Genomic DNA, 23,986 nt, shown 5'->3' on the forward strand with positions numbered 1-23,986 from the left:
GGAGGTACCCCCACCCGCTTGCGGGGGAGAGGAGCGGCGCCATGAGTGACGATCTGAAGCTCGGCTATATCGGGCTGGGCAACATGGGCGCGCCGATGGCCACGAAGATGACCGAATGGCCCGGCGGCGTAACGGTTTACGACATTCGGACCGAGGCGATGACCCCGCTGGTCGAAAAGGGCGCCGGCCTGGCCGACAGCGTCGCCGACGTCGCCGCCGCCGACCTCATCCACATCACCGTGCTCAACGACGCCCAGGTGCGTGAGGTGGTCGGCGAACTGGCCGCGCACGCCAAGCCCGGCACCGTCATCGCGATCCACTCGACCATCAGCGACACCACGGCGGTCGAGCTCGCGGCCGAGCACAAGCCGCACGGTATTCATATCGTCGACGCGCCGGTCAGCGGTGGGGCCGCCGCGGCGGCGAAGGGCGAGCTGGCCACCATGGTGGGCGCCGAGCGTGAGGTCTACGAGAAGATCAAGCCGGCGTTCAAACACTGGGCGGCGATGGTCGTGCACGCCGGCGATCCGGGCGCTGGAACCCGAATGAAGCTGGCGCGCAACATGTTGACATTCACCTCGTACGCCGCGGCGTGTGAGGCCATGAAGCTGGCCGAGGCGGCCGGGCTGGATCTGCAGGCCCTGGGCCGGGTGGTGCGTCACACCGACGCGCTCACCAGCGGTCCGGGGGCGATCATGGTCCGTGACAACATGAAAGACCTTGAGCCGGACAACTTCCTGTACGAACCCTTCCTGCACACTCGGGGACTGGGGGAGAAGGACCTGAGCCTGGCGCTGGCCCTGGGCGAGGCGGTCTCGGTCGACCTGCCGCTCGCCGAGTTGGCCTACCGGCGGTTGGCCGCGAGCCTTGGGGTTCCGCACACAGAGAAAGAGGCGTGATGGACGAGCTGCGCAGCAAGGGTCTCGCGAAGATGAACGAGGTCTACGGCTGGGAGATGCCCAACATCGAAGGCGACGCGTACTTCGACCTGACCGTTGACCACCTGTTCGGCAGCATCTGGACGCGACCGGGATTGTCGATGCGCGACAAGCGCATCATGACGCTGACGGCGGTGACCGCGATCGGAAACCGCGACCTGGCCGAAATCCAAATCAACGCCGCACTGCTCAACGGCGAGCTCACCGAGACCGAGCTGAAGGAAATGGCCGTCTTCCTCACCCACTACCTCGGCTTCCCGCTGGGTTCGGCGCTCAACGGCGCGGTCGACGCCGTCGTCGCCAAGCGCAAGAAGGCCGCAGCGAAGGGCTCCGGTGAGGACAAGAAGGCCAACGTGGATGCCGCGTTGAAGATGCACTCGCGCGAGTGATCCACCAATCTCAATACGGCTGAACGCCTTCGGGCATCACGTACTCGGAGATCGGTCCGGCGAACCCGTTGATCGTCGTTCCGCCGTTGATCATGCCCGGCGCCATCTCCAGCATGTTGTGCGGGAATCCGAACCGCGGCTTGGTCAGCGCGTCGAGCCGGGCCAGCTCGTCGACGCTCAGATTCACGTCGACGGCCCGGACGTTGTCCTCGAGCTGGGAGAGCCGGCGCGCCCCGATGATGACGGACGAGACGGCGCGCTGCGCGCGCACCCAGGCCAGCGCCACGCTGGCGACGTTGGTTTCGTGCGCCTTGGCGATGGCCTCGAGTTCGTCGATGACGGCGTAGGTCTTCTCGTTGAGAAAGGCGTCGACCATGGCGCCGCGGTCGGCGTTGCGCCGGCCGCTGTTCGCGCGGGTGTACTTGCCGCTCAGGACGCCGCCCTTCAACGGCGACCACGGCGTGATGCCGAGGCCGAATTCGGAGGCCATCGGGACGAGGTCTTGTTCGATGGCGCGTTCCAGCAGCGAGTACTCGACCTGCAGCCCGACGAACGACGACCAGCCGCGGAACTGGGCGATGAGGTTGGCCTGGGCGATCTTCCACGCCGGGGTGTCCGAAACCCCGATGTAGCGCACCTTGCCGGCCCGAACGAGGTCCTCGAGCGCCGCCATGGTCTCCTCGATGGGGGTGTTGGCGTCCCAGATGTGCAGCCAGTACAAGTCGATGTAGTCGGTTTGCAAGCGCCGCAACGAGTTTTCGCAGGCATTGATCAGCGACTTGCGGCCCGAGCCGCCGCCGTTGGGATCGCCCGGATACAGGTTGCCGCTGAACTTGGTCGCGATCGCCAGTCGATCGCGGCGGGCGGGGTGGCGCCCGATGTGGTCCCCGATGATCTTCTCGGAGTGGCTTCGGGTGTAGAAGTTGGCGGTGTCGATGAAGTTACCGCCGAGCTCGAGGTATCGATCGATGATCTGTTGGGACTCTTCCACGCTGGTGCCCCAGCCGAGGTCTTCGCCGAACGTCATGGCGCCCAGGCACAGGGGGCTGACGCGCAGACCGGATCGCCCGAGTGTCACGTATTGATCCAGCGGCATGAGGCCCACTCCCTGGTAGGTTGTTCGGTTATGAGATTGTTCATAACAAAACTAGTTCATAGCTGAACGATATGGCAAGTCGAATGTCTGCAGTCGATGCGGCCAAGATCTGGTCACTGAACTACCGGGTGCTGCTCTCGGTCATCTCGTGCGCCGAGGCCGATATCTGCGCGCTGGGCCTCGAGTCCAAGGAACTGTTTCTGCTCGCCGAGATCGACGAGCATCCCTATCCGGCCGAACTGGCCGCGACGCTGAGCATGCCCAAGGCGACGGTGACGCTGTACCTGAAGCGGCTCGAGGCCGCGGGGTTCGTGCGCCGCGAGATCGACCCGTGCGATCTGCGTCGCCACCGGCTGCTGCTCACCCCGGCCGGACGCCAGGCCGCCAGGAAAGGCCTGAGCCTGCTCTCCGACGAGTTCGACAAGCGCCTCGGACGCCTCACCGTCGCGCAGCGCAACGACCTCAGGGCGCTGCTGGAGAAAATCGTCTGAATCTGGGGACGGTGGGCGTGGGCCGTTTGACCGGGCTAGTCTGACGTGTCGTGCGCGTCCTGGTGATTGGTTCCGGTGCCCGTGAACATGCGTTGCTGCTGGCGCTACGCAAAGACCCCGAGGTCACGGGGCTGGCGATCGCTCCCGGCAACGCCGGCACCGCGCGGCTGGCCGACCAGCACGACGTCGATGTCACCTCGGCCGACGACGTCGTCGCCCTGGCGCGCGAGGTCCGCGCCGACCTGGTGGTCATCGGTCCCGAGGTGCCACTGGTCCTCGGGGTGGCCGACGCGGTGCGGGCCGCGGGCATCGCCTGCTTCGGTCCCAGCAAGGACGCCGCCCGCATCGAAGGCAGCAAGGCTTTCGCCAAAGAGGTCATGGCCGCGGCCGGGGTGCGCACCGCGACCAGTGAAATCGTCGATACCCCCGCGCATTTAGACGCCGCCCTGGACCGGTTCGGCCCGCCGGCGGGGGATGCGGCCTGGGTGGTGAAGGACGACCGCCTGGCCGCCGGTAAGGGCGTCGTGGTGACCGCGGATCGCGGTGTCGCACGCGCGCACGCCGCCGGGCTGCTCGAGGCGGGGCACCCGGTGCTGTTGGAGTCCTACCTGGACGGCCCCGAGGTGTCGCTGTTCTGCGTCGTCGACGGCGCAACCGTGGTGCCGCTGCTGCCGGCGCAGGACTTCAAACGTGTCGGCGACGGCGACAGCGGGCCCAACACCGGCGGCATGGGCGCCTACGCGCCGGTCCCGTGGCTTCCCGACGAGGTATATCGCGACGTGGTCAGCAACATCGTCGAACCCGTTGCGGCCGAGATGGTTGTGCGGGACAGCTCGTTCAGCGGATTGCTGTATGCCGGACTCGCGATCACCGCGAACGGACCCTCGGTGGTCGAATTCAATTGCCGCTTCGGCGATCCCGAGACGCAGGCGGTGCTGGCGCTGCTGGAATCGCCGCTGGGCCAGCTGTTGTATGCGGCGGCCAGCGGCACCCTGGCGGACTTCGGCGAGCTGCGCTGGCACGACGGCGCGGCCGTGGCGGTGGTGGTGGCGGCGGAGAGCTATCCGGGGCGCCCCCGCGTGGGAGACGTCATCGTGGGCTCGGAAGCCGACGGGGTGCTGCACGCCGGCACGGCGCGGCGCGACGACGGCGAGATCGTCTCGTCGGGTGGCCGGGTGCTGTCGGTGGTGGGCACCGGAGCCGATCTGACGGCCGCCCGGGCCCAAGCCTACGAGGTCGTGCGTTCAATTCGGCTGCCGGGCAGCCATTTCCGCAGTGACATCGCCCAATTGGCGGCCGACGGGAAGGTCCGCGTCTAGAAGGCGGCGGCCTGGCCGTCCCGGCGCGGATCGCTGGCCGCGAAGTAGCCGCCCTCGAGGCGCCAGATCGCCTGGCAGCTGCCGAACTGGTTGTAGTCGTCGACGGCGACCAGATCGTGTCCGCGCCGGCGCAATTCGTCCAGCGTCGAGTCCGGGAAACCCCTTTCGCAGCTGACCTGCATACCCTCCACCCACCGGAACCGCGGGCCGTCGCATGCCGCCTGCGGATTCTGCCCGTGGTCGGCGATGCGCACCATCACCTGCACGTGACCCTGGGGCTGCATCATTCCGCCCATCACCCCGAAGCTCATGACCGGTGCGCCGTCTCTGGTCACAAATCCCGGGATGATGGTGTGGTACGGACGCTTGTTCGGCGCCACGGAGTTCGGATGTCCAGGGGTGGCAACAAAATTCGCGCCCCGGTTCTGCAGGGAGATCCCGGTGCCCGGGACCACCACGCCCGACCCGAACCCCGTGTAGTTCGACTGGATCATCGACACCATCATCCCCGCGGCGTCGGCCGCGGTGAGGTAGACGGTTCCGCCCGCCGCGGCCCCGGCGGATGCGGGCTTGGCCCGCCCGCGGTCGATCAGTCCCGCGCGCTGCTTCAGGTACTCCTTGTCCAACAGGCGTTCCGGCCCCACCGGCATGTGTTCGATGTCGCCGACATAGGCCTGGGCGTCGGCGAACGCCAGCTTCAACGCTTCGATCTGCAAGTGCACGCTGTCAGCGGAATCCGCTGGCAGCGAGGCCATGTCGAAATGCTCCAGGATGCCCAGCGCGATCAGCGCGACGATGCCCTGCCCGTTGGGCGGGATCTCGTGCACCGTGTACCCGCGGTAGCCGCCGTCGACCGTGCCCACCCAGTCGGCGCGGTGAGCCGCCAGGTCGCCGGCCCGCATGGCGCCGTCGTTGCCCAGCGCGTGCGCCTCGAGCTGGGCGGCCAGTTCGCCACGGTAGAACGCCTCGCCGTTGGTCGCGGCGATCGTCTCGAGCGTCGTGGCATGGTCCGGCAGGCTGAAACGCTCACCCGGTTTCGGCGCGCGCCCGCCGGGCAGAAACGCCGGGGCGAAACCGGGCTGGCTTTCAAAGAGCGGCACCTGGGCCGCCCATTGCTCCGCGACGGTCGGTGAGACCGGAAAGCCGTTGCGGCCGTATGCTATTGCGGGTTCGAAGAGCCGTTCGAACGGCAATTTGCCGAACTTGGCATGCAGTTCGGTCCACGCCGACACGGCGCCGGGCACGGTCACCGAATTCCAGCCCAGGATCGGAACGCCCTTGCCGCCGAAGTATTCCGGCGTCCACGCCGCGGGCGATCGGCCCGAAGCGTTCAGCCCGTGCAGTTGCTCGCCATCCCACACGATGGCGAAGGCGTCTGAACCGATGCCGTTGGATACGGGCTCCACGATTGTCAGGGTGATGGCGGTGGCGATGGCCGCGTCCACCGCGCTGCCGCCCCGCGCGAGCATCCGCAGACCCGCTTGGGCGGCGAGCGGTTGCGATGTGCACACGACGTTTTCCGCCAGGATGGGCTTGCGTGGCCAGGCGTACGGGAGGTTCCAGTCGAAAGGTGCGGTCACCTCCGCGAGCGTAACTCGCTACGCCGTCAGCAGCGGTGCCATCCAGGTCAGCTCGGCGGGCAACTGCGAACTCCAAAATGCCCCGTCGTGCCCGCCGGGCGAGAAGCCACCGGCCGGCGGACTGGGCAGTTGCGCGATGAACTGCTTTGTCGCGGCATAAAACGGATCGCTGTCGCCGCAATCGATCCGGATGGGGATCGAGGCCAGGGCGGGCATGCCGAACACCGAGTTGGCCGCGAAGTCGTCCGGCCCGTCGAAGGCTCCGGGTGCGGCCGCACCCGAGGACATCCACAGCGCCGGGCTCACCGCGCAGATCGCCGCGGTGCGGGCCGGTCCCAGCCGGCCGCCCAGCAGCAACGCGCCGTAGCCGCCCATCGACCAGCCCAGGAACGCCACCCGTGAGGTGTCCAGATTCTGGTTGCCCAGCATCGGGATGAGCTCGTCGAGCACCATCGCGCCGCTGTCCTCACCGGACGACCGCTTGTGCCAATAGCCGCCACCGCCGTCGACGGCGACCACGGCGAACGGTGGCAGTCCGGCGTCGACGGCCTGCGCCAGACCGTGTTCGACGCCGCCCGCCATCACGGTGGACGCGTCACTGCCCTTGCCGTGCAGCGCGATCACGGGTCGCAGCGGCTTCGTCTGGCCCGGCGGACGCGCGATGGCCCAGTTGGTGTTCGCCCCGCCGCGCGCGGCGGAGGCGAAGGAACCGGTCACCATCGTCGGCGCGGCCGCCGCCGGCGGAGCCGGGTCGCGAGGTGGGCCGGGCGGCGGTGCCAACGGCATCCGGGTGGCGGCCGTCGATGCCGGCATCGCGTGAGATGTGCGGGGCTCTAACAGGATGTCGAGCCCGTAGGCGCCCACCGCGCCCACGGCCGCGCTGGCGCCGAGGCCGAGCAGGGCGCGTCGGCTCAAGTCGGGCATGCGGGCCATTATGCCCTGGCCGTTTGGCCGAAATGGCAATGCAGTACCACTTTGGCTGGCACGATGGCTACTCGTGACTGCAGCGGTTACTCCAAAAGGAGAACGTCGACGGTACGCGCTCGTCAGCGCCGCCGCCGAGCTGCTGTCCGAGGGCGGCTTCGAAGCGGTGCGGCACCGGGCGGTTGCCCGGCGGGCCGGATTGCCACTGGCGTCCACCACTTATTACTTCTCCTCCCTCGACGATCTGATCGCACGCGCCGTCGAACACATCGCGATGATCGAGGTGGCGCAGTTGCGGTCGCGGGTCAGCGGCTTGTCGCGGCGGCGCCGGGGACCGGAGACCATCGCCGAGGTGCTGGCGGATCTGCTCGTGGGCGACGTGTCCGGCCCGGGCCGCACCGATCAGCTGATCTCGCGATACGAGCGGCACATCGCGTGCACCCGCCTGCCCGCGCTGCGCGAGACCATGCGCCGCAGCCTGCGCCAGCGTGCCGAGGCGATCGCCGAGGCCATCGAGCGCTCGGGCCGTTCGGTGCACATCGAACTGGTGTGCACGTTGATCTGCGCGGTCGACGGTTCGGTGGTGTCGGCCCTGGTGGAGGGCCGGGATCCGCGCGCGGCGGCGCAGGGTGCGGTGGTCGACCTCATCGAGGTGCTCGCGCCCATCGATCAGCGGCCCGTGCAGATCTGACCGACCGCTACGCGCGGACCGGATCCGCCGGCAGCGACGGCGTCACGATGTACCCGGTGTCCAGGTTGCCGTAGATCGTCACGTTCCCGGGGCTGCGCCGCGCGTACAACGCCACGTAGGCGCAGACCACGGCGTCGACCGGATCCTCCGCGCGGCGCAGCTCGCTTTTGCGCTGGGCGGCCGAGACGGCTTCGCGCAGCGCGACCCAGCCGGCGTGCCCGGTTACCCGCAGCGGCACCGAGGCCTGCTCCAGCCGCTCGACGCCATCCATCAGCAGCAACAGCTCGGATTTGAGCCCGTCCACGGTTCGCCCGGGCTTCGCCTTGTATTTCAGGGTCCGCTCCAGGCGGAACAGCGCGACCGTCGCCGCGTGCGGGTAGACCTCGATGGCGCGCCGCGCGGCCGGCGATCGGGGATCCAGATCCAGGCCCAGCGCCGCGGCCAGCCGGCCCGCGCGCGGGCCGTCGGTGAACTCGGGCTTTCCGGTGTTGCAGGGGTGGGCACCGGCCTCGTACCTGCGGAAATCGCGGTTGAGCGCGGTCTCGGCGGGACGCTGGCCGGTTGGGTTGGTCACCACCAGGGGCGCATCGAAGGCGACCAGGCAGTCGCCCCGCACATAGGGGTGCAACGCGGTCAGGATCTCGTCGTCGTCGCGGACCGCGCACACACTCACCAGAGCGCCGCCCGAGTCGACGACGGCGACGCCGGTCGGGTTACGACCCGCCCAGGCGAGGTCGACGCCGGCGAAGTACATCCGCATAGGCTATGGCCGCGACCGTAAGCTGTGTGTTCGTGAGGACCAAGTGAGCATTCCGAATGTGCTGGCCACTCGGTACGCCAGTGCCGAGATGGTCGCGATCTGGTCGCCGGAGGCCAAGGTCGTCGCGGAGCGGCGGCTGTGGCTGGCGGTGCTGCGCGCGCAGGCGGAACTGGGCGTATCGGTGCCTTCCGAAGCGATCGCCGACTACGAGCGGGTGATCGACGACGTCGACCTGGCGTCGATCGCGGACCGCGAACGGGTGCTGCGCCACGACGTCAAGGCGCGCATCGAGGAATTCAATGCGCTGGCCGGTCACGAGCACGTGCACAAGGGCATGACCAGTCGCGACCTGACCGAGAACGTGGAGCAGCTGCAGATCCGGCGCTCGCTGGAACTGGTCTTCGGTCACGGCGTGGCGGTCGCCGCGCGGCTCGCCGAGCGGGCCGTGGCCTACCGCGACCTGGTGATGGCCGGACGCAGCCACAACGTCGCCGCACAGGCCACCACGTTGGGCAAGAGGTTCGCCTCGGCGGCACAGGAGACGCTGATCGCGTTGACCAGGCTGCGAGAGCTGATCGACCGCTACCCGCTGCGTGGCATCAAGGGCCCGATGGGCACCTCGCAGGACATGCTCGACCTGCTGGACGGGGATGGGGCCAAGCTCGCCGACCTCGAGCGCCGCGTCGCCGAATTCCTTGGATTCGCAACGGTATTGACCAGCGTCGGGCAGGTGTATCCGCGTTCGCTGGACCACGACGTGCTCTCGGCGCTGGTGCAGCTGGGCGCAGGGCCGTCGTCGCTGGCGCACACCATCCGGCTGATGGCCGGGCATGAACTGGTCACCGAGGGATTCGCGCCCGGACAGGTCGGCTCCTCGGCGATGCCGCACAAGATGAACACGCGCAGCTGCGAACGGGTCAACGGGTTGCAGGTTGTGCTGCGCGGTTACGCCTCGATGGCCGCCGAACTGGCGGGCGCGCAGTGGAACGAGGGCGATGTGTTCTGTTCGGTGGTGCGCCGAGTGGCGTTGCCGGACAGCTTCTTTGCCATCGACGGGCAGATCGAGACGTTCCTGACGGTGCTCGACGAGTTCGGGGCCTATCCGGCGGTGATCAGTCGCGAACTGGACCGCTACCTGCCGTTCCTGGCCACCACCAAGGTCTTGATCGCCGCGGTGCGTGCCGGCGTCGGTCGCGAGGCCGCGCATCACGTGATCCGCGAACATGCGGTGGCCACCGCGCTCGCCATGCGCGAACACGGCGCCGAGCCCGACCTGCTGGAGCGGCTGGCGGCCGACGAGCGGTTGCCGCTGGACCGGGCGGCGCTGGACGCCGCGCTGGCCGACAAGAAGGCGTTCACCGGCGCCGCCGGTGACCAGGTGGACGAGGTGGCGGCGCAGGTGGACGCTCTGGTGAACCGCTACCCGGACGCGGCCAAGTACGCCCCGGGTGCGATCCTGTGACGCTGGCCGGTGCGCTCGCGGAGATCGACTTCACCGATCTGGACAACTTCGCCAACGGATTTCCGCACGATCTGTTCGCGATCCATCGCCGTGAGGCGCCGGTGTATTGGCATGCACCGACCGACAACACCCCGGACGGCGAAGGCTTCTGGTCGGTGGCCACCTACGTGGAAACGCTTGAGGTGCTTAAGGATCCGGTGACGTATTCATCGGTCACCGGTGGCCCGCGCCCGTATGGTGGCACGCTGTTGCAGGACCTGGCCATCGCGGGTCAGGTGCTCAACATGATGGACGACCCGCGGCATTCGCAGATTCGGCGGCTGGTCAGCTCCGGGCTGACACCGCGGATGATCCGGCTGGTCGAGGACGACCTGCGGACCAGGGCACGTCGGCTGCTGGACGCGGTGGTGCCGGGCGAGCCGTTCGACTTCCTGGTCGACATCGCCGCCGAATTGCCGATGCAGATGATCTGTATCCTGCTGGGAGTGCCTGAATCCGAACGGCATTGGCTGTTCGAGGCGATCGAGCCGCAATTCGATTTCGGCGGCTCGCGCAAGGCCGCACTGTCGCAGCTGTCGGTCTCCGAAAGAGACGCAGCGGCCGGGTCGCGGATGTATGAGTACGGTCAGCAGCTGATCGCGGCCAAGCGGGAGAACCCGACCGACGACATGTTGTCGGTGGTGGCGAACGCGATGCTGGACGGCCCCGGTGGCGACGACGGATCCGCCATGTCGGACCTCGAGCTGTACCTGTTCTTCAGCCTGTTGTTCAGCGCCGGTGCGGAGACCACCCGCAACGCCGTCGCGGGCGGCCTGCTGGCGCTGGCCGATCATCCGCACCAATTGCGGTCACTGCGCGGCGATCTCGACGCGCTGCCGACGGCGGTCGAGGAGATGGTGCGGTGGACGTCGCCTTCGCCGTCCAAGCGCCGCACCGCCACCCGCGACGTCACGCTGGGCGGGCAGTCGATCGAGGCCGGGCAGAAGATACAGATCTGGGAAGGCTCGGCGAACCGCGACCCCGGCGTGTTCGAGAACGCCGACGAGTTCGATATCGCCCGAAAGCCCAACCCGCATCTGGGCTTCGGCCAGGGTGTGCACTATTGCCTGGGCGCCAACCTGGCCCGGCTGGAGCTACGGGTGTTGTTCGAGGAGCTGCTGTCCCGGTTCGGCGGGGTCCAAGTCGTCCGGCCGATCGAATGGGCCCGCAGCAATCGGCACACCGGCATTCGGCATCTCGTCGTGGAGCTACGCGAACAACCGTGACGATCCGGTTCGCCGATGTCGAGCCCTCACCCGATGCGTTCGCCGCGGTGATGGCGACGGGAATCTTGTCGATCGGCGCGCACGATCATGGATACCGGCTGATCAGCGACACGATGGGCGTCATCGCCACTGTCGGGCTGCTGCTTCTGGTTGGCCTGGTCGTCGCGAAGGTCGCCATTCCCGGCCAGAAGCTGGGGTGGGACATGACCGATCCTGACGTCACCCTGCGCCTGATCACTTTCGTCGCCGCCTGCGCGGTGATCGACACCCGCTTGTCGTCCAACGTGTGGGTGGCGCGGGTGCTCGGCGCGGTCGCCCTGGCGTCCTGGGTGGTGCTGATCCTGTTCAGCGCACGAAACATGTTGGCGCACCGGTGGACAGAGCTGCGCGACCGCGCCCACGGCCCCTGGCAGCTGGGCAGCGTGGGCGCCTCCGGCTTGGCGATCGTGATCGCCCGGGCGGCACGACACACCGGACATCACTGGTGGCTGGCGGTGGCCGTGGCCGGGTGGGTGGCGGCGCTGTGCATCTACGGCCTGATGACGTGGCTGACCCTCTGGCGTGTCGTCAACGAACGCCAGGACCGCGACGGCTTCGAACCCGACACCTGGATCCTGATGGGCGGCATGGCGATTGCGACGCTGGCCGGCGACAACATCCATGCCGTGGCTCCCGCCTGGCTGGCCGGTCCGGTACGCGCGCTCAGCATCGTGACCTGGGTGACGGCCACCCTGTGGATACCGCCGCTGATCTACTTTGCACTGCACCGCATCAGGCGGCATCCCAACATGCTGCAATTCACCGGTGTGTGGTGGGCGTTCGTGTTCCCGCTGGGCATGTACTCCGCGGCCAGCTTCGCGATGGCGGTCGAGCTCGGCCAGCACTCGCTGCTCACCGTCTCGCTGGTGTTCTTCTGGGATGCGTTGGCCGCCTGGATCATTGTGGTCGTCGCCGGGCTGTTGCTGGTGGCGCGGGCGCTGCTGCTAGCTCCCGCGCAGCGCGATGCCGGCCGACCGTAGTTCGAGCGCGACCAGGGCCCCGATGGTGGCCGGATCCTCACGGCGCCACCCGCCGACCGGATCCGCGCTGACGGCGATCAACTTCCGGGGCGGGCGGTTGGTCAGCGCGCGCAGCGCAAGCAATTGCGCACCGGCCGGGGTCGCGGCCAGTGCGGTCACCGTCAACTTGCGCCGAAAGAATCGCAGCCGCAGAAAAAACCACGGCAGCGCCGCGATGAGGATCGGGACCGCAACTACGGCCATCGCGAGCAGCACCGCGAGCCAGCTCGCCGCGCTGTCCAGATCGTGGCCCGCGCCGGCGATGTCCAGCGCGGCATGACTGGCGGAGTTGAGCGGCTTGCTGACCGTGTCGCCCACCACCGGGATGTGCTGGGCGCCGTGGCCGGCCGACTCGAGGTTGCCGGCGATTCCGTTGGCGCCGCTCTCCACCTGCCGGCCGGCGTCGGCGATGGTGGCGATGGCGTCGTAGACGGCCAGCCCGACGAGCAGCCAGAGCACGGTCCAGATGACGACGGCCAAGTCGCTGAACAGCTGGACGGCCAGCCGGCCGGGCCTGGTGGAGTAGGGCAGAAACCGCAGTGTCATAGCCCCGATCCCAGCACAAAGCGCATTTGCAGGTGCCCGATAGGCTGACCGGATGCCTGCACTGTCCGACTACCAGCACCTGGCCAGCGGCAAGGTCCGCGAGCTGTATCGCGTCGACGACGAACACCTGCTGCTCGTCGCCACCGACCGGATCTCGGCGTACGACTTCGTCCTGGACAGCACTATCCCGGACAAGGGCCGCATCCTCACCGCGATGAGCGTCTTCTTCTTCGGCCTCGTCGATGCCCCCAACCATTTGGCCGGGCCGCCCGACGACCCACGCATCCCCGACGAGGTGCTGGGCCGCGCGTTGGTGGTGCGCCAGCTGGAGATGCTCCCGGTGGAATGTGTGGCGCGCGGCTACCTGACCGGTTCGGGATTGCTGGACTACCAGGCGACCGGAACGGTCTGCGGCATCACGCTGCCGCCGGGACTGGTCGAAGCCAGCAGGTTCGCCGAACCGCTGTTCACCCCCGCGACGAAAGCCGCACTGGGCGACCACGACGAGAACATCCCCTTCGCCCGGGTCATCGAGATGGTCGGTGCCGTGCCCGCTAACCAACTGCGCGACCGCACCCTACAGACCTATGTGCAGGCCGCCGATCACGCGCTCCGGAAGGGAATCATCATCGCGGACACCAAATTCGAGTTCGGCACCGACCGCGACGGCAACCTGCTGCTCGCCGACGAAATCTTCACGCCGGATTCGTCGCGGTACTGGCCGGCCGACGAGTACCAGGTCGGCGTCGTCCAGAACAGCTTCGACAAGCAGTTCGTCCGCAACTGGCTGACCGGGCCCGAGTCCGAATGGGACCGCCACGGCACACAACCTCCGCCGCCACTGCCGAAGTACATCATCGACGCCACCCGCGATCGCTATATCGATGCTTACGAACGCATTTCCGGCCTGAGCTTCAACGACTGGATCGGCCCCAGCGCATGACCGAAATGCACCTGGACGGCTCGGTGCCCCCGGTCGCCAAGCGGGTGGAGAGTCGGCGTGAGCACCACGGCGACGTCTTCGTCGACCCGTACGAGTGGCTGCGCGAAAAGACCAACCCAGAAGTCATCGCCTACCTCGAGGCGGAGAACGCCTACGTCGACCAGATGACCGCCCACCTCGAACCGCTGCGGCAGCAGATTTTCGACGAGATCAAGGCGCGCACCAAGGAGACGGATCTTTCGGTGCCCACCCGGCAGGGTGAGTGGTGGTATTACGCGCGCACCTACGAGGGCAAACAATACCGCGTGCAATGCCGTTGTCCGATAAGCGGACCCGACGACTGGGATCCGCCGACCCTGGACGAGAACACCGAGATCCCGGGTGAGCAGATCCTGCTCGATTCCAACGCCGAAGCCGAGGGACACGAGTTCTTCTCCCTGGGGGCCGCGACGGTGAGCCTCGACGGAAACCTGCTGGCATACTCCGTCGATACCCTCGGCGACGAGCGTTACACGTTGCGGTTCAAGGACTTACGCACCGGCGAGCTGTTTCCCGACGAGATCGCCGATATCGGCGCGGGTGCGACGTGGGCCGCCGACAACCGCACCGTGTACTACCTGACCCTGGACGACGCGCACCGCCCCGACAAAGTGTGGCGGTATCGGGTGGGCTCCGGCGACGAGGCTGAGCTGGTCTATCACGAAGAGGACGAAAAGTATTGGCTCGGTGTGGGACTCACTCGCAGCGAGGCTTACGTCTTCATCGCCTCGGGATCCTCGATCACCTCCGAGTACCGCTACGCCGACGCCGCCGACCCGCAGGCACAGTTCACCGTCGTGCTGCCGCGCCGCGAGGGCGTCGAGTACGCGGTCGAGCACGCGGTCATCGGCGGGCAGGACCGGTTCTTGATTCTTCACAACGACGGCGCCGTCAACTTCACCCTCACCGAGGCGCCGGTCAGCGATCCGACACAGCAGCGCACCCTGATCCCGCACCGCGACGACGTCCGGCTCGATGGGGTCGACGCTTTCGCCGGCCTCCTGGTCGTCAGCTACCGGCGTGAGGCGCTGCCCCGGATGCAGCTGTGGCCCATCAACGCCGACGGCACATATGGTGAGCCCGAAGAGATTTCGTTCGACTCCGAGCTGATGACGGCCGGGCCGGCCGGCAACCCCAACTGGGAGGCGCCCAAGCTGCGGATCAGGGCGGGATCGCTGGTCGTTCCGGCCCGGGTCTACGACATCGACCTCGCCACCGGCGAACGCACCTTGCTGCGCGAGCAGCCCGTACTCGGCGATTACCGGCCCGACGACTACGTGGAACGGCGTGACTGGGCGGTTGCCGACGACGGCACCCGGATCCCGGTGTCCATCGTGCACCGCGCCGGCATTGAATTCCCTGCGCCGGCATTGCTTTACGGCTACGGCGCCTACGAGCTGTGCACCGACCCGAGCTTCTCCATCGCCCGATTGTCGCTGCTGGACCGCGGCATGGTGTTCGCCATCGCCCACGTGCGTGGCGGCGGTGAGATGGGCCGGCTGTGGTACGAGCACGGCAAGCTGTTGGAGAAGAGGAACACGTTCACCGATTTTGTCGCGGTCGCAAGGCATTTGGTGGATTCCGGCGTCACCCGGCCGCGTCAGCTGGTGGCGCTGGGCGGTAGCGCCGGCGGATTGCTGATGGGAGCGGTGGCCAACCTGGCGCCGGAGCTCTTCGCCGGCATTCTCGCGCAGGTCCCGTTCGTCGACCCGCTGACCACCATCTTGGATCCCTCCTTGCCGCTGACCGTCACCGAGTGGGACGAATGGGGAAATCCCTTGGCGGACAAGGATGTCTACTCCTACATGAAGTCCTATTCACCGTACGAGAATGTCGAGGCCAAGCGGTATCCGGCGATTTTGGCCATGACGTCGCTGAACGATACGAGGGTCTACTACGTGGAGCCGGCCAAGTGGGTCGCGGCGCTGCGCCATGCCAATGGCGACGGCAGTCCGGTCCTGTTGAAGACCCAGATGAATGCCGGACACGGCGGCGTCAGCGGCCGCTACAAGGGCTGGGAGGAAGCCGCCTTCCAATACGCGTGGCTGTTAGCGGCCGCCGACGGCGACCGCTACGGCGGCGGCCAGGAAGACGATCTCGGCGCCGACCCGCAGCGGTAGCCGGGTCGTCATCGATTTCGGCGGGTCGGGCATCCGGGACGCGTAGATGTTGGCCGGGAACATGGCCAGCATCAGCAACAGCAGGCACACCGCGGCCGGCACCCGGGTGGCGGGCAACAGCAATCCGGCCGCCCCCAGCAACTCCAGCACGCCGGTCAGGGTGACCAGAAGGCCGGGTGCGGGCAGCCGGGGCGGAACGATCACGACCAGGTCGGCGCGCATCGGCGGGGCGAAATGCGCGATGCCCGTCAGCACGAACATCGCGGCCAGCCCGACGGCGATGGCGGCCGTCCAGTTGCCGACGTAGGCCACGCCGAGCCAGCCGACGGCCCGCGCGAGGACGCTGGCCACCAGCAGGGTGATCAAGGGCGCCATCGCGACCTCCTAATCTAGACAGTGACAAGATTGCCGCTGCTAAAGCTAGACCTCTATCTAGTCAATGTCAAGATTGCCGGTATGCTGGCCCCATGAGTCGGCAGACCTACCACCACGGCGACCTGCGCGCGGTGATCCTGGCCGAGGCCGCGCGGCTGGTCGCCGAGCGCGGCGCCGACGGCGTCTCGCTGCGCGAATTGGCCCGGTCCGCCGGCGTCTCCCACGCCGCACCGGCGCACCACTTCACCGATCGCCGGGGTCTGTTCACCGCGCTGGCCGCACACGGCTTTGCGCTGCTGGCACAGGCTCTGGTCGACGCCCGCGGCGACTTCGTCGGCGCCGCACTCGCCTACGTGCGATTCGCCATCGACCACCCCGGCCACTACCGGATCATGTTCGACAAGTCGCTGCTCGATGCGTCAGACGCGGAGCTGGCGGCGGCCGAGGCAGCCGCCGCCACGGAGCTTGCTCGCGGGGTGGCGACGCTGCAGGATCCCGACGCACGCGCCGACCCCCGTGGCGCCGAGTTGGCGGCGTGGTCGCTGGTGCACGGATTTGCGACGCTGTGGCTCAACGACGCCGTCAACGATCAGATCAGGGCTACCGACCCAATGGAAACGGTGCGACGGATCGCGACGATGCTGTTCGCCGGGTGACGCGCTATTCGCCGGCCGGCTGGCTCGGCGCCTTCTTCGGCAAGAACGATGCCGGGATTATGGTGAATGCCACGAGCACGACGGCCAGCACGAACACCGCGGTATAGGCGTGCGCCAGGTGGTGCGACACGTGGCTGGCCAGGTCGGGGGCAAGCGGCTGTCGCGGGACGGCGGACGGATCCGGCAGGCTGTGCTTACCGGCGCCCGGGCGCGCCCCGCCCATCTCGTTCGCCGCCATCAGGGCCTCGTTGCGGTTGAACTGATTGGTCAGGATCACCGCCATGAGCGCGGCCCCAATCGACCCGCCAACCTGCTGATTCACGCTGATCAGCGTCGTCCCGCGGGCGACCTGATGCGGGGCCAGAGCCTGCATGAGTGCCGCGGAGAGCGGCGTGGTGGTGAGGCCGATGCCCAGCCCCATGATCGCCAGCCCCGTCACCAGGACCGGTGAATAGGCGGCCTGCCTGGCGACGCCGTAGGTGAAGACACCCAGCCCCACCGCCATGAGCGGCAGCCCGATCAGCACGATGTTGCCGGGCCCGCGCTTGTCCATGAAGGCTCCGCCGAGCGGCATGGTCAGCACCGCGCCGATCCCGATCGGCAGCATGTGCAGACCGGACTGCATCGGCGTCTCGTGGCCGACGATCTGGAAGAAACTCGGCACCAGCAGGCCGGTGCCGACCGAGGCGGCGCCGAACACCAGCAGCGTCACGTTGACTTGGGTGACCACCGGGTTCCGGAACAATCGCAGGTCGATCAGCGGGTGATCGGTGCGATACCAGGCGTGCAGGATGAACGCGGCGATCAGAACCAGGCCGAGGAGGGCTGGGACCAGCACGTAGCGGTCGGCGATCGTGTGTCGACCCGGGATCGAACACACCCCGCACAAGAAGATCGCAACGCCGGGCGACAGGAGCAGCGCGCCGGTGATGTCGAGCGCCTCCGACGGGGCCGAGCGATCCTTCGGGAACATGATCGCCGCGAGGGCGAAGGCCGTCAGCCCGATCGGCAGGTTGACCAGGAAGATCCACTTCCAGCCGTAGGCGCCGATCAGCCAGCCACCCAGGATGGGCCCGCCGATGGGGCCGAGCAGAATCGGGATTCCGCCCACCGCCATCAGGCGGCCGACCCGCTTCGGTCCCGCCTCGCGCGTCAGGATCACGAAGCTCAGCGGCAACAGCATGCCGCCGCCGATGCCCTGGACTATCCGAAACAGGATGAGTAACAGTATGTTTGGTGCGATCGCGCACAGTAGCGATCCCAGTGTGAAGATCAGCACCGAGCCCATGAACAGGCGTTTGGTGCCGAACCGATCCGCCGCCCATCCGGTAATCGGGATCACGGTGGCGAACGCGAGCATGTAGCCGGCGATCGTCCACGAGACGATGGCCTGGGTGGACCCGAACTGCGCGATGAAGGTGCGCTGCGCGACGGCGACGACGGTGCTGTCCAGCACCGCCATGATGCAGGCCAGGCCGCACACCCCGGCGATCCTGAACAGCGCGGCGTCCAGCTTCTCGGGGTATTCGTCGGTGCGCAGCGGCGATCCCGGGCCGGCGGGCGACGGGACACTGAAAGCTGCGGAGCGGGTCTTCTGCATGGCGCCGCTGAGCATATCCACAGGGTTGCCCCGGCAGAAGGTTTTTACCCGTATCCGCTTATTCGCACGCGTGTAATTTGCACCGCGGATATTGCGTCCTGCACTGTCGCTTAACCGACAAAGGGCCTGGTCGCGCGGTTATCGGGAGATTGTATTATTCGCCGGCCGTTTCGGATGCCGGCTTTTTCGGCAAAAACGACGCCGGAATGAAGGTGCACACCACCAGCACGACGGCGATCACAAATACCGCGGTATAGGCGTGCGAAAGATCGTGCACCACATTGCTCCAAAACCCGGGGGCAAGCGACTGCGCGGGTATCGCCGACGGATCGACCGGCACTCCGTTGGCCGCCGCCTTCTGGTGCAGGGCGGCGAGCTTGTTTGCTGCGACGATGTCGGGGCTCCGATTGAACTGGTTCGTCAGGATCACCGCCATCAGCGCGGTTCCCATCGAGCCGCCCACTTGGTGGCTGACGCTCATCAGCGTCGTTCCCCGGGCGATCTGATGGGGCGCCAGCGCCTGCACGGAGGCGACCGACAGCGGCATCATCGTGCAGCCCATGCCCAGGCCCATGATCGCCAGCCCGACCAGCAGGATGGGCAGGTAGTGGGCTTGGGTGGCCACCCCGAAGGCGAAGGCGCTGAGGCCGGCGGTGATCAGCGCGATCCCGACCAGCACGATCTTGCCCGGGCCCTGCCTGTCCACCAGCGGTCCGGTGAGCCGCATGGTCAGCATGGCGCCCAGCCCCTGGGGAATCATGTGCACGCCGGCCTGCATCGGCGTCTGGTGCAGCACCTGCTGGAAATAACTCGGGAGCAGCAGGCCCGCGCCGAAAAATGCGCCGGCGAACACCAGCATCGTCACGTTGGCGTGTGTGAGCACGGGGTTGCGGAAGAGCCGCAGGTCTATCAGCGGGTGGTCGGCGTGATGCCACGCGTGCGCGACGAAGCCCGCGATCAATGCCAGCCCGATCACCGCCGGTATCGCCACGTGGCGGTCGGCCACGGTGCCGCGGCCCGGGATGGAGGACACCGCGAACAAGAACATCGCCAGACCCGGCGAGAGCAGCAGCACGCCGACGGCGTCGAAGGTCTCCGACCGGGCCGGGTGATCCCGCGGGAAGATGACGGCGGCCAGCGCGATGGTGAGAAACCCGATCGGCACATTGATCAGAAAGATCCACCGCCAGCTCGAGGTGTCGATCAGCCAGCCGCCCAGGATCGGCCCGCCGATCGGGGCGAGCAGCATCGGGATGCTCAGGATCGACATCAGGCGCCCGAGCCGTCCCGGGCCCGCTTCGCGGGTCAAGATCATGAATCCCAACGGCAGCAGCATGCCACCGCCGATTCCCTGCACCACGCGAAAGACGATGAGCTGCACGATGTTTGCGGCAACCGCACACAGCAGCGAGCCCAGTATGAACGCCACCACGGAACCGATGAAGAGCCGTTTGGTGCCGAACCGGTCCGCCGCCCACCCGGTTATCGGGATCACGGTCGCCAGGGCGAGGGTGTAGCCGGTCATCGTCCAGGCCACGACGGCCTGTGAGGACGCGAATTGGTCGATGAAGGTGCGCTGCGCGACGCTGACGACCGTGACGTCCAGGATCGCCATCACGGTGGCCAAGATGCACACACCGGAGATCCGCAACAGCGCGGCATCGAGCTTGTCGGGATATTCCCGTTCCTCGACACCCGGCTGCCCGGTGGGGGCGTGGGGCAGCGGCGTTTTGGCCGCTGCGTACGAGGCCTCATCCATGGCGTTGCTTAGCATATCGAACTGATCACATCGGCTGACGCTCGCGGCGGATGTGGCCCGCCCAGGCCTGACAGCCGCCGAAATCAGTTATCGCGCTTGGGCGCGTGCATATACGCCTGCTGTCTGCGTGTCCTTCACCATTCCGACACTTGGGATCGGCAAACTGCTGGTGTGTCTGGAAAATTGATCGTCTCGGTCTCGGGGATCGGTGAACGCACCCTTCCCGACGTCGAGGCGTTCTGCGCGAAAATGGACGCCCGCAAGGTACCGGTGTCGTTGCTGGTGGCTCCCCGCCTGTCCGGTGACTACCGGCTCGACCGCGACCCACAAACCGTCGACTGGCTGACCACCCGTCGCGCCGGCGGCGACGCCATCGTGTTGCACGGCTACGACGACGCCGCCACCAAGAAGCGCCGCGGCGAATTCGCGATTCTGCGGGCGCACGAGGCAAATCTGCGATTGATGGCCGCCGACCGGGTGCTCGAGCACCTCGGGCTGCGTACCCGGCTATTCGCCGCGCCCGGCTGGGTGGTGTCACCCGGCGTTGTGAAAGCATTGCCGGACAACGGATTCCGCTTGCTGGCCGATCTGCATGGGATCACCGACCTGGTCCGCCACAACACCGTGCGCGCACGCGTCCTCGGCATCGGCGAAGGCTTCCTCACCGAGCCGTGGTGGTGCCGAATGGTGGTGCTGTCCGCCGAGCGGATCGCTCGCCGCGGCGGCATTGTGCGGGTTGCGGTGGCGGCTCGTCACCTGCGCAAGCCCGGGCCGCTCCAGGCCATGGTGGACGCGGTCGACCTGGCCTTGATGCACGCCTGCACACCCACCGTGTATCGCTGGGAGGCGGCCAAAGCGGTGCTCGACGCCGCCTGACGAAGCGACTGTCTGACCTGCTCGTCGGAGCACTACCCTGGTCCGACATGAGCGATTCTTCGGTTGCGGGGTTCGACGCTGATGCCATCGTCGTCGGGGCGGGCCTGGCCGGCCTGGTCGCCGCCTGCGAACTGGTGGATCGCGGCTTACGGGTACTCATCGTCGATCAGGAGAACAGCGCCAACCTGGGCGGGCAGGCCTTCTGGTCCTTCGGCGGCCTGTTCTTCGTCGACAGTCCCGAGCAGCGCCGGTTGGGTATCCGCGACAGCCATGAACTCGCGTTGCAGGACTGGCTCGGCTCGGCGGCCTTCGACCGTCCCGAGGACTACTGGCCACGCCAATGGGCGCACGCCTACGTCGATTTCGCCGCCGGGGAGAAACGCAGCTGGCTGCGCTCGCGCGGGCTCAAGCTCTTCCCGCTGGTGGGCTGGGCCGAGCGTGGCGGCTATGACGCACAGGGACACGGCAATTCGGTTCCCCGGTTCCACATCACCTGGGGCACCGGGCCCGCGCTGGTCGAGATCTTCGCCCGCCAACTGCGCGACCGCGCGTCGGTCCGGTTCGCGCACCGCCATCAGGTCGACGAGCTGATCGTCGAGGGCGAGGCGGTGACCGGCGTCCGGGGCACCGTGCTGGAGCCCTCGGCCACGCCAAGGGGCGTCGCGTCGTCGCGAGAACCGATAGGGCAGTTTGAATTTCGCGCCGACGCGGTGATCGTGACGAGCGGCGGCATCGGCGCCAATCATGAACTGGTGCGCAAGAATTGGCCGAAACGCATGGGCCGCGTTCCCGAGCAACTGCTGAGCGGGGTGCCGGCGCACGTCGACGGCCGGATGATCGCCATCTCGCAGCGGGCCGGCGCGCGGGTGATCAACCCCGACCGGATGTGGCACTACACCGAGGGCATCACCAACTACGACCCGATCTGGCCGCTGCACGGGATCCGGATCATTCCGGGTCCGTCTTCGCTCTGGCTGGATGCGAGCGGCAGGCGGCTGCCGGTCCCGCTCTACCCCGGTTTCGACACGCTGGGCACCTTGGAGCACATCACCAAATCCGGGTTCGACTACACCTGGTTTGTGTTGAACGCCAAGATCATTGAGAAAGAGTTCGCGCTGTCCGGCCAGGAGCAGAATCCCGACCTGACCGGACAGAGCGTCCGCGAGCTGCTGCGAAACCGGGCGCGTTCCGGGCCGCCGGGGCCGGTGCAGGCGTTTGTCGACCGCGGTGTGGACTTCGTCAGCGCGAACTCGTTGCGCGACCTGGTGACCGCGATGAACAAGCTGCCCGACGTGCAGCCGCTGGACTACGCCACGGTGGAGGCCGAGGTCACCGCCCGAGATCGGGAGGTGGCCAACAAGTTCAGCAAGGACGGGCAGATCACGGCGATCCACGCGGCGCGCAAGTATCTGGGCGACCGGCTGGGCCGGGTGGTGGCGCCGCATCGGCTGACCGATCCGAAGGCGGGACCGCTGATCGCGGTCAAGCTGCACATCCTGACCAGAAAAACGTTGGGCGGCATCGAAACCGACCTTGCCTCACGGGTGTTGAAGGACGACGGCACGCCACTGAGCGGTCTGTACGCCGCCGGCGAGGTGGCCGGGTTCGGCGGTGGCGGCGTGCATGGCTACCGCGCCCTGGAGGGCACCTTTCTGGGCGGCTGCATCTTCTCCGGCCGCGCCGCCGGTCGCGGCGCCGCCGACGACATCACCTAGCCGCGGACGGGGGCCAACCGGCCGCTAGAACGTGACGGCGTCTTCCTCGGGCAACACCTGGAAGTCGGTGCTGGTCATCTCCGTCAGGCGTCCGTAGTAGATGCCCCGCGCATCCGGGGCGATGATCCCCTGGTGAATGGGAACGGCGCGCTCCGGAGCCACGGCACGCAGGTAATCGACCGCCTCGGACACCTTCATCCACGGCGCGGCCGCCGGGGTGGCCAAGACGTCCACCGGCTCGCCGGGCACGAAGAGCGCGTCACCGGGATGCATCAGCCGGGCACGATGGCCGGCATCGCCCACCAGAAACGAAATGTTCTCTATCACAGGGATTTCCGGGTGAATGACCGCGTGTTTGCCGCCGACCGCGCGAACCGTCAGCTCACCGATGTGCAGCTCGTCGCCGACGTGGACCTCGCGGCAGGGCGCGCCCAGTTGCGCGGTGGTCTGCGGATCGGCGTAAAGCGCCGCATCCGGGTTACCCTCCAGCAATGCCGGCAGCCGTTTGGCGTCGACATGGTCGGGATGCTGATGGGTGATCAAGATGGCGGTCAAGCCGGTGATTCCCTCGAATCCGTGCGCGAAGGTACCGGGGTCAAAGAGCACGCGGGTGTGGTCGAACTCGGCAAGTAGGCACGAATGGCCGAAATGCGTCAGTTGCATATCTACGATTGTGCCTTGATGGACAAGCTGCCGATGCGCGTGATCCTGGCCACGATGCTGGTCGCCGGCAGTTTCGCAGTTGCTCTGATCGTCGTCGTTCCTGCGCACGCCGACCCGGAGACTTGCCCGGGACTGTGCGACCGGATCCCGAACACCGCGTGGATCGATCAGCACGCCGTCCCGCTGGACGGCGTGTACCACTGGCCCGCGCTGGCCGGCCAGGCCGCGCAGACCACCGGTTCGGCGCCCGGTCCGCGGTTCCGGTTCGAGGAGCTGTGCGCCGCGCCGGCGATTCCCCAGGATCCCCGCGACTCGGCCGTGGCGGCCCGCGCGACGGCGCAGCATCCGGACGGGCAATGGCAGCTGCAGGCCCAGGTCCTGCACTGGCGCGGTGACACCTCGCGCGGTGGCGCGATCGCGACCACGGCGTTCAGCAACGCCGTCGCCGCGCTGCGGGCCTGCCAGCAGCGTGCACCGCAGGAGTCTCCGTCGCTGACCACCGACGAATCGAATCGGATGGCCGCCGTGATCAGCGGCCCGGTGGTGATGCACATCTATCTGTTCGCCAACCCGGCCAGCAGCACGATCAGCGAGGTCGCGCTCTGGTCGACCGCCCCGCCGCAGACGGCCTGGCCGGCGATGGCGGACGATCCGGTGCTCAATGCCATGAGCGCACCCCTGTGCGAGGCCTACATAGCCTCGTGCCCGTGACCCCGAGCTG

23 protein-coding genes are annotated in these 23,986 nt (G+C 67.7%); 14 read left to right on the forward strand and 9 right to left on the reverse strand.

What is annotated here, in order from left to right:
* Nucleotides 1-41: 41 nt before the first annotated feature.
* On the forward strand, nt 42-899 hold the full coding sequence (locus A5760_RS15620) for an NAD(P)-dependent oxidoreductase (RefSeq protein WP_064882297.1): 858 nt from the start codon (nt 42-44) through the stop codon (nt 897-899).
* Nucleotides 899-1,327: a carboxymuconolactone decarboxylase family protein gene (locus A5760_RS15625; protein WP_064882299.1), complete on the forward strand. Its 429-nt coding sequence runs from the start codon at nt 899-901 to the stop codon at nt 1,325-1,327. Before A5760_RS15620 ends, A5760_RS15625 begins: the two co-directional genes overlap by 1 nt.
* Nucleotides 1,328-1,337: 10 nt before the next feature.
* Here the strand turns inward: A5760_RS15625 and A5760_RS15630 are convergent, their stop codons facing one another.
* Nucleotides 1,338-2,432 (reverse strand): aldo/keto reductase, encoded by a 1,095-nt coding sequence (locus A5760_RS15630; RefSeq protein WP_064882301.1) that lies wholly within the window; start codon nt 2,430-2,432, stop codon nt 1,338-1,340.
* A gap of 74 nt (nt 2,433-2,506) precedes the next feature.
* On the opposite strand from A5760_RS15630, the gene A5760_RS15635 reads away from it, so the two are divergent.
* On the forward strand, nt 2,507-2,914 hold the full coding sequence (locus A5760_RS15635) for a MarR family winged helix-turn-helix transcriptional regulator (RefSeq protein ID WP_064882303.1): 408 nt from the start codon (nt 2,507-2,509) through the stop codon (nt 2,912-2,914).
* 50 nt (nt 2,915-2,964) lie between these two features.
* Complete coding sequence (purD, locus tag A5760_RS15640; protein ID WP_064882305.1) at nt 2,965-4,233, forward strand: phosphoribosylamine--glycine ligase; 1,269 nt, start codon at nt 2,965-2,967, stop codon at nt 4,231-4,233.
* Here the strand turns inward: purD and A5760_RS15645 are convergent.
* Both A5760_RS15645 and A5760_RS15650 read right to left on the reverse strand, forming a co-directional pair.
* A complete protein-coding gene (locus tag A5760_RS15645; RefSeq protein ID WP_064882307.1) occupies nt 4,230-5,813 on the reverse strand; it encodes a gamma-glutamyltransferase family protein in 1,584 nt (527 codons plus the stop codon). The two genes, purD and A5760_RS15645, sit on opposite strands and share 4 nt — an antisense overlap.
* 18 nt (nt 5,814-5,831) lie before the next feature.
* Nucleotides 5,832-6,749, reverse strand: coding sequence for an alpha/beta hydrolase-fold protein (locus A5760_RS15650; protein ID WP_064882798.1), 918 nt, complete (start codon nt 6,747-6,749; stop codon nt 5,832-5,834).
* Between the two features lie 61 nt (nt 6,750-6,810).
* Here A5760_RS15650 and A5760_RS15655 point away from each other — a divergent pair, with 61 nt between their 5' ends.
* On the forward strand, nt 6,811-7,428 hold the full coding sequence (locus tag A5760_RS15655; RefSeq protein WP_064882309.1) for a TetR/AcrR family transcriptional regulator: 618 nt from the start codon (nt 6,811-6,813) through the stop codon (nt 7,426-7,428).
* Nucleotides 7,429-7,435: 7 nt separating this feature from the next.
* Here the strand turns inward: A5760_RS15655 and A5760_RS15660 are convergent, their stop codons facing one another.
* Entirely contained in the window at nt 7,436-8,182 is a 747-nt protein-coding gene (locus A5760_RS15660; protein WP_064882311.1) for a DUF429 domain-containing protein, read from the reverse strand.
* A 49-nt stretch (nt 8,183-8,231) separates the two neighbouring features.
* On the opposite strand from A5760_RS15660, the gene purB reads away from it, so the two are divergent.
* From purB to A5760_RS15675, 3 genes are read left to right on the forward strand one after another with little or no spacing between them, the layout of a single operon-like run.
* Nucleotides 8,232-9,650: an adenylosuccinate lyase gene (gene purB, locus A5760_RS15665; RefSeq protein WP_064882313.1), complete on the forward strand. Its 1,419-nt coding sequence runs from the start codon at nt 8,232-8,234 to the stop codon at nt 9,648-9,650.
* Complete coding sequence (locus A5760_RS15670) at nt 9,647-10,915, forward strand: cytochrome P450 (RefSeq protein WP_064882315.1); 1,269 nt, start codon at nt 9,647-9,649, stop codon at nt 10,913-10,915. Before purB ends, A5760_RS15670 begins: the two co-directional genes overlap by 4 nt.
* A complete protein-coding gene (locus A5760_RS15675) occupies nt 10,912-11,934 on the forward strand; it encodes a tellurite resistance/C4-dicarboxylate transporter family protein (protein WP_064882316.1) in 1,023 nt (340 codons plus the stop codon). The genes A5760_RS15670 and A5760_RS15675 overlap by 4 nt, the downstream gene beginning before the upstream one ends.
* Here A5760_RS15675 and A5760_RS15680 read toward each other — a convergent pair.
* On the reverse strand, nt 11,899-12,519 hold the full coding sequence (locus A5760_RS15680; protein ID WP_064882318.1) for a hypothetical protein: 621 nt from the start codon (nt 12,517-12,519) through the stop codon (nt 11,899-11,901). The genes A5760_RS15675 and A5760_RS15680 overlap by 36 nt on opposite strands.
* A 52-nt stretch (nt 12,520-12,571) precedes the next feature.
* Here A5760_RS15680 and A5760_RS15685 point away from each other — a divergent pair, with 52 nt between their 5' ends.
* On the forward strand, nt 12,572-13,462 hold the full coding sequence (locus tag A5760_RS15685) for a phosphoribosylaminoimidazolesuccinocarboxamide synthase (RefSeq protein ID WP_064882319.1): 891 nt from the start codon (nt 12,572-12,574) through the stop codon (nt 13,460-13,462).
* On the forward strand, nt 13,459-15,621 hold the full coding sequence (locus A5760_RS15690; protein ID WP_064882321.1) for a S9 family peptidase: 2,163 nt from the start codon (nt 13,459-13,461) through the stop codon (nt 15,619-15,621). Before A5760_RS15685 ends, A5760_RS15690 begins: the two co-directional genes overlap by 4 nt.
* On the opposite strand, the gene A5760_RS15695 is transcribed toward A5760_RS15690, so the two are convergent.
* The gene (locus A5760_RS15695) at nt 15,550-15,996 is read right to left on the reverse strand and encodes a DoxX family protein (protein ID WP_064882323.1); all 447 of its coding nucleotides are present in this window, start codon (nt 15,994-15,996) and stop codon (nt 15,550-15,552) included. The two genes, A5760_RS15690 and A5760_RS15695, sit on opposite strands and share 72 nt — an antisense overlap.
* A gap of 92 nt (nt 15,997-16,088) precedes the next feature.
* Here A5760_RS15695 and A5760_RS15700 point away from each other — a divergent pair, with 92 nt between their 5' ends.
* Nucleotides 16,089-16,652 carry a TetR/AcrR family transcriptional regulator gene (locus A5760_RS15700; RefSeq protein WP_064882325.1) on the forward strand — a complete coding sequence of 188 codons (564 nt, stop codon included), beginning with the start codon at nt 16,089-16,091 and terminating at the stop codon, nt 16,650-16,652.
* Between the two features lie 4 nt (nt 16,653-16,656).
* Here the strand turns inward: A5760_RS15700 and A5760_RS15705 are convergent, their stop codons facing one another.
* Both A5760_RS15705 and A5760_RS15710 read right to left on the reverse strand, forming a co-directional pair.
* Complete coding sequence (locus A5760_RS15705; RefSeq protein WP_064882326.1) at nt 16,657-18,267, reverse strand: DHA2 family efflux MFS transporter permease subunit; 1,611 nt, start codon at nt 18,265-18,267, stop codon at nt 16,657-16,659.
* Nucleotides 18,268-18,406: 139 nt separating this feature from the next.
* Entirely contained in the window at nt 18,407-20,026 is a 1,620-nt protein-coding gene (locus A5760_RS15710) for a DHA2 family efflux MFS transporter permease subunit (RefSeq protein ID WP_231122645.1), read from the reverse strand.
* Nucleotides 20,027-20,182: 156 nt separating this feature from the next.
* Here A5760_RS15710 and A5760_RS15715 point away from each other — a divergent pair, with 156 nt between their 5' ends.
* Together A5760_RS15715 and A5760_RS15720 are read left to right on the forward strand one after the other, a co-directional pair.
* On the forward strand, nt 20,183-20,887 hold the full coding sequence (locus tag A5760_RS15715; protein ID WP_064882330.1) for a DUF2334 domain-containing protein: 705 nt from the start codon (nt 20,183-20,185) through the stop codon (nt 20,885-20,887).
* Between the two features lie 47 nt (nt 20,888-20,934).
* Nucleotides 20,935-22,602 (forward strand): FAD-binding dehydrogenase, encoded by a 1,668-nt coding sequence (locus A5760_RS15720; protein WP_064882332.1) that lies wholly within the window; start codon nt 20,935-20,937, stop codon nt 22,600-22,602.
* A gap of 24 nt (nt 22,603-22,626) precedes the next feature.
* Here the strand turns inward: A5760_RS15720 and A5760_RS15725 are convergent, their stop codons facing one another.
* Nucleotides 22,627-23,265 (reverse strand): MBL fold metallo-hydrolase, encoded by a 639-nt coding sequence (locus A5760_RS15725; RefSeq protein WP_064882334.1) that lies wholly within the window; start codon nt 23,263-23,265, stop codon nt 22,627-22,629.
* Here A5760_RS15725 and A5760_RS15730 point away from each other — a divergent pair.
* Nucleotides 23,242-23,976 carry an ATPase gene (locus tag A5760_RS15730; protein ID WP_196772100.1) on the forward strand — a complete coding sequence of 245 codons (735 nt, stop codon included), beginning with the start codon at nt 23,242-23,244 and terminating at the stop codon, nt 23,974-23,976. The two genes, A5760_RS15725 and A5760_RS15730, sit on opposite strands and share 24 nt — an antisense overlap.
* The last annotated feature ends 10 nt before the right edge of the window (nt 23,977-23,986 follow it).

Source organism: Mycobacterium colombiense (assembly GCF_001665835.1).
Classification (GTDB): Bacteria; Actinomycetota; Actinomycetes; order Mycobacteriales; family Mycobacteriaceae; genus Mycobacterium; species Mycobacterium colombiense_A.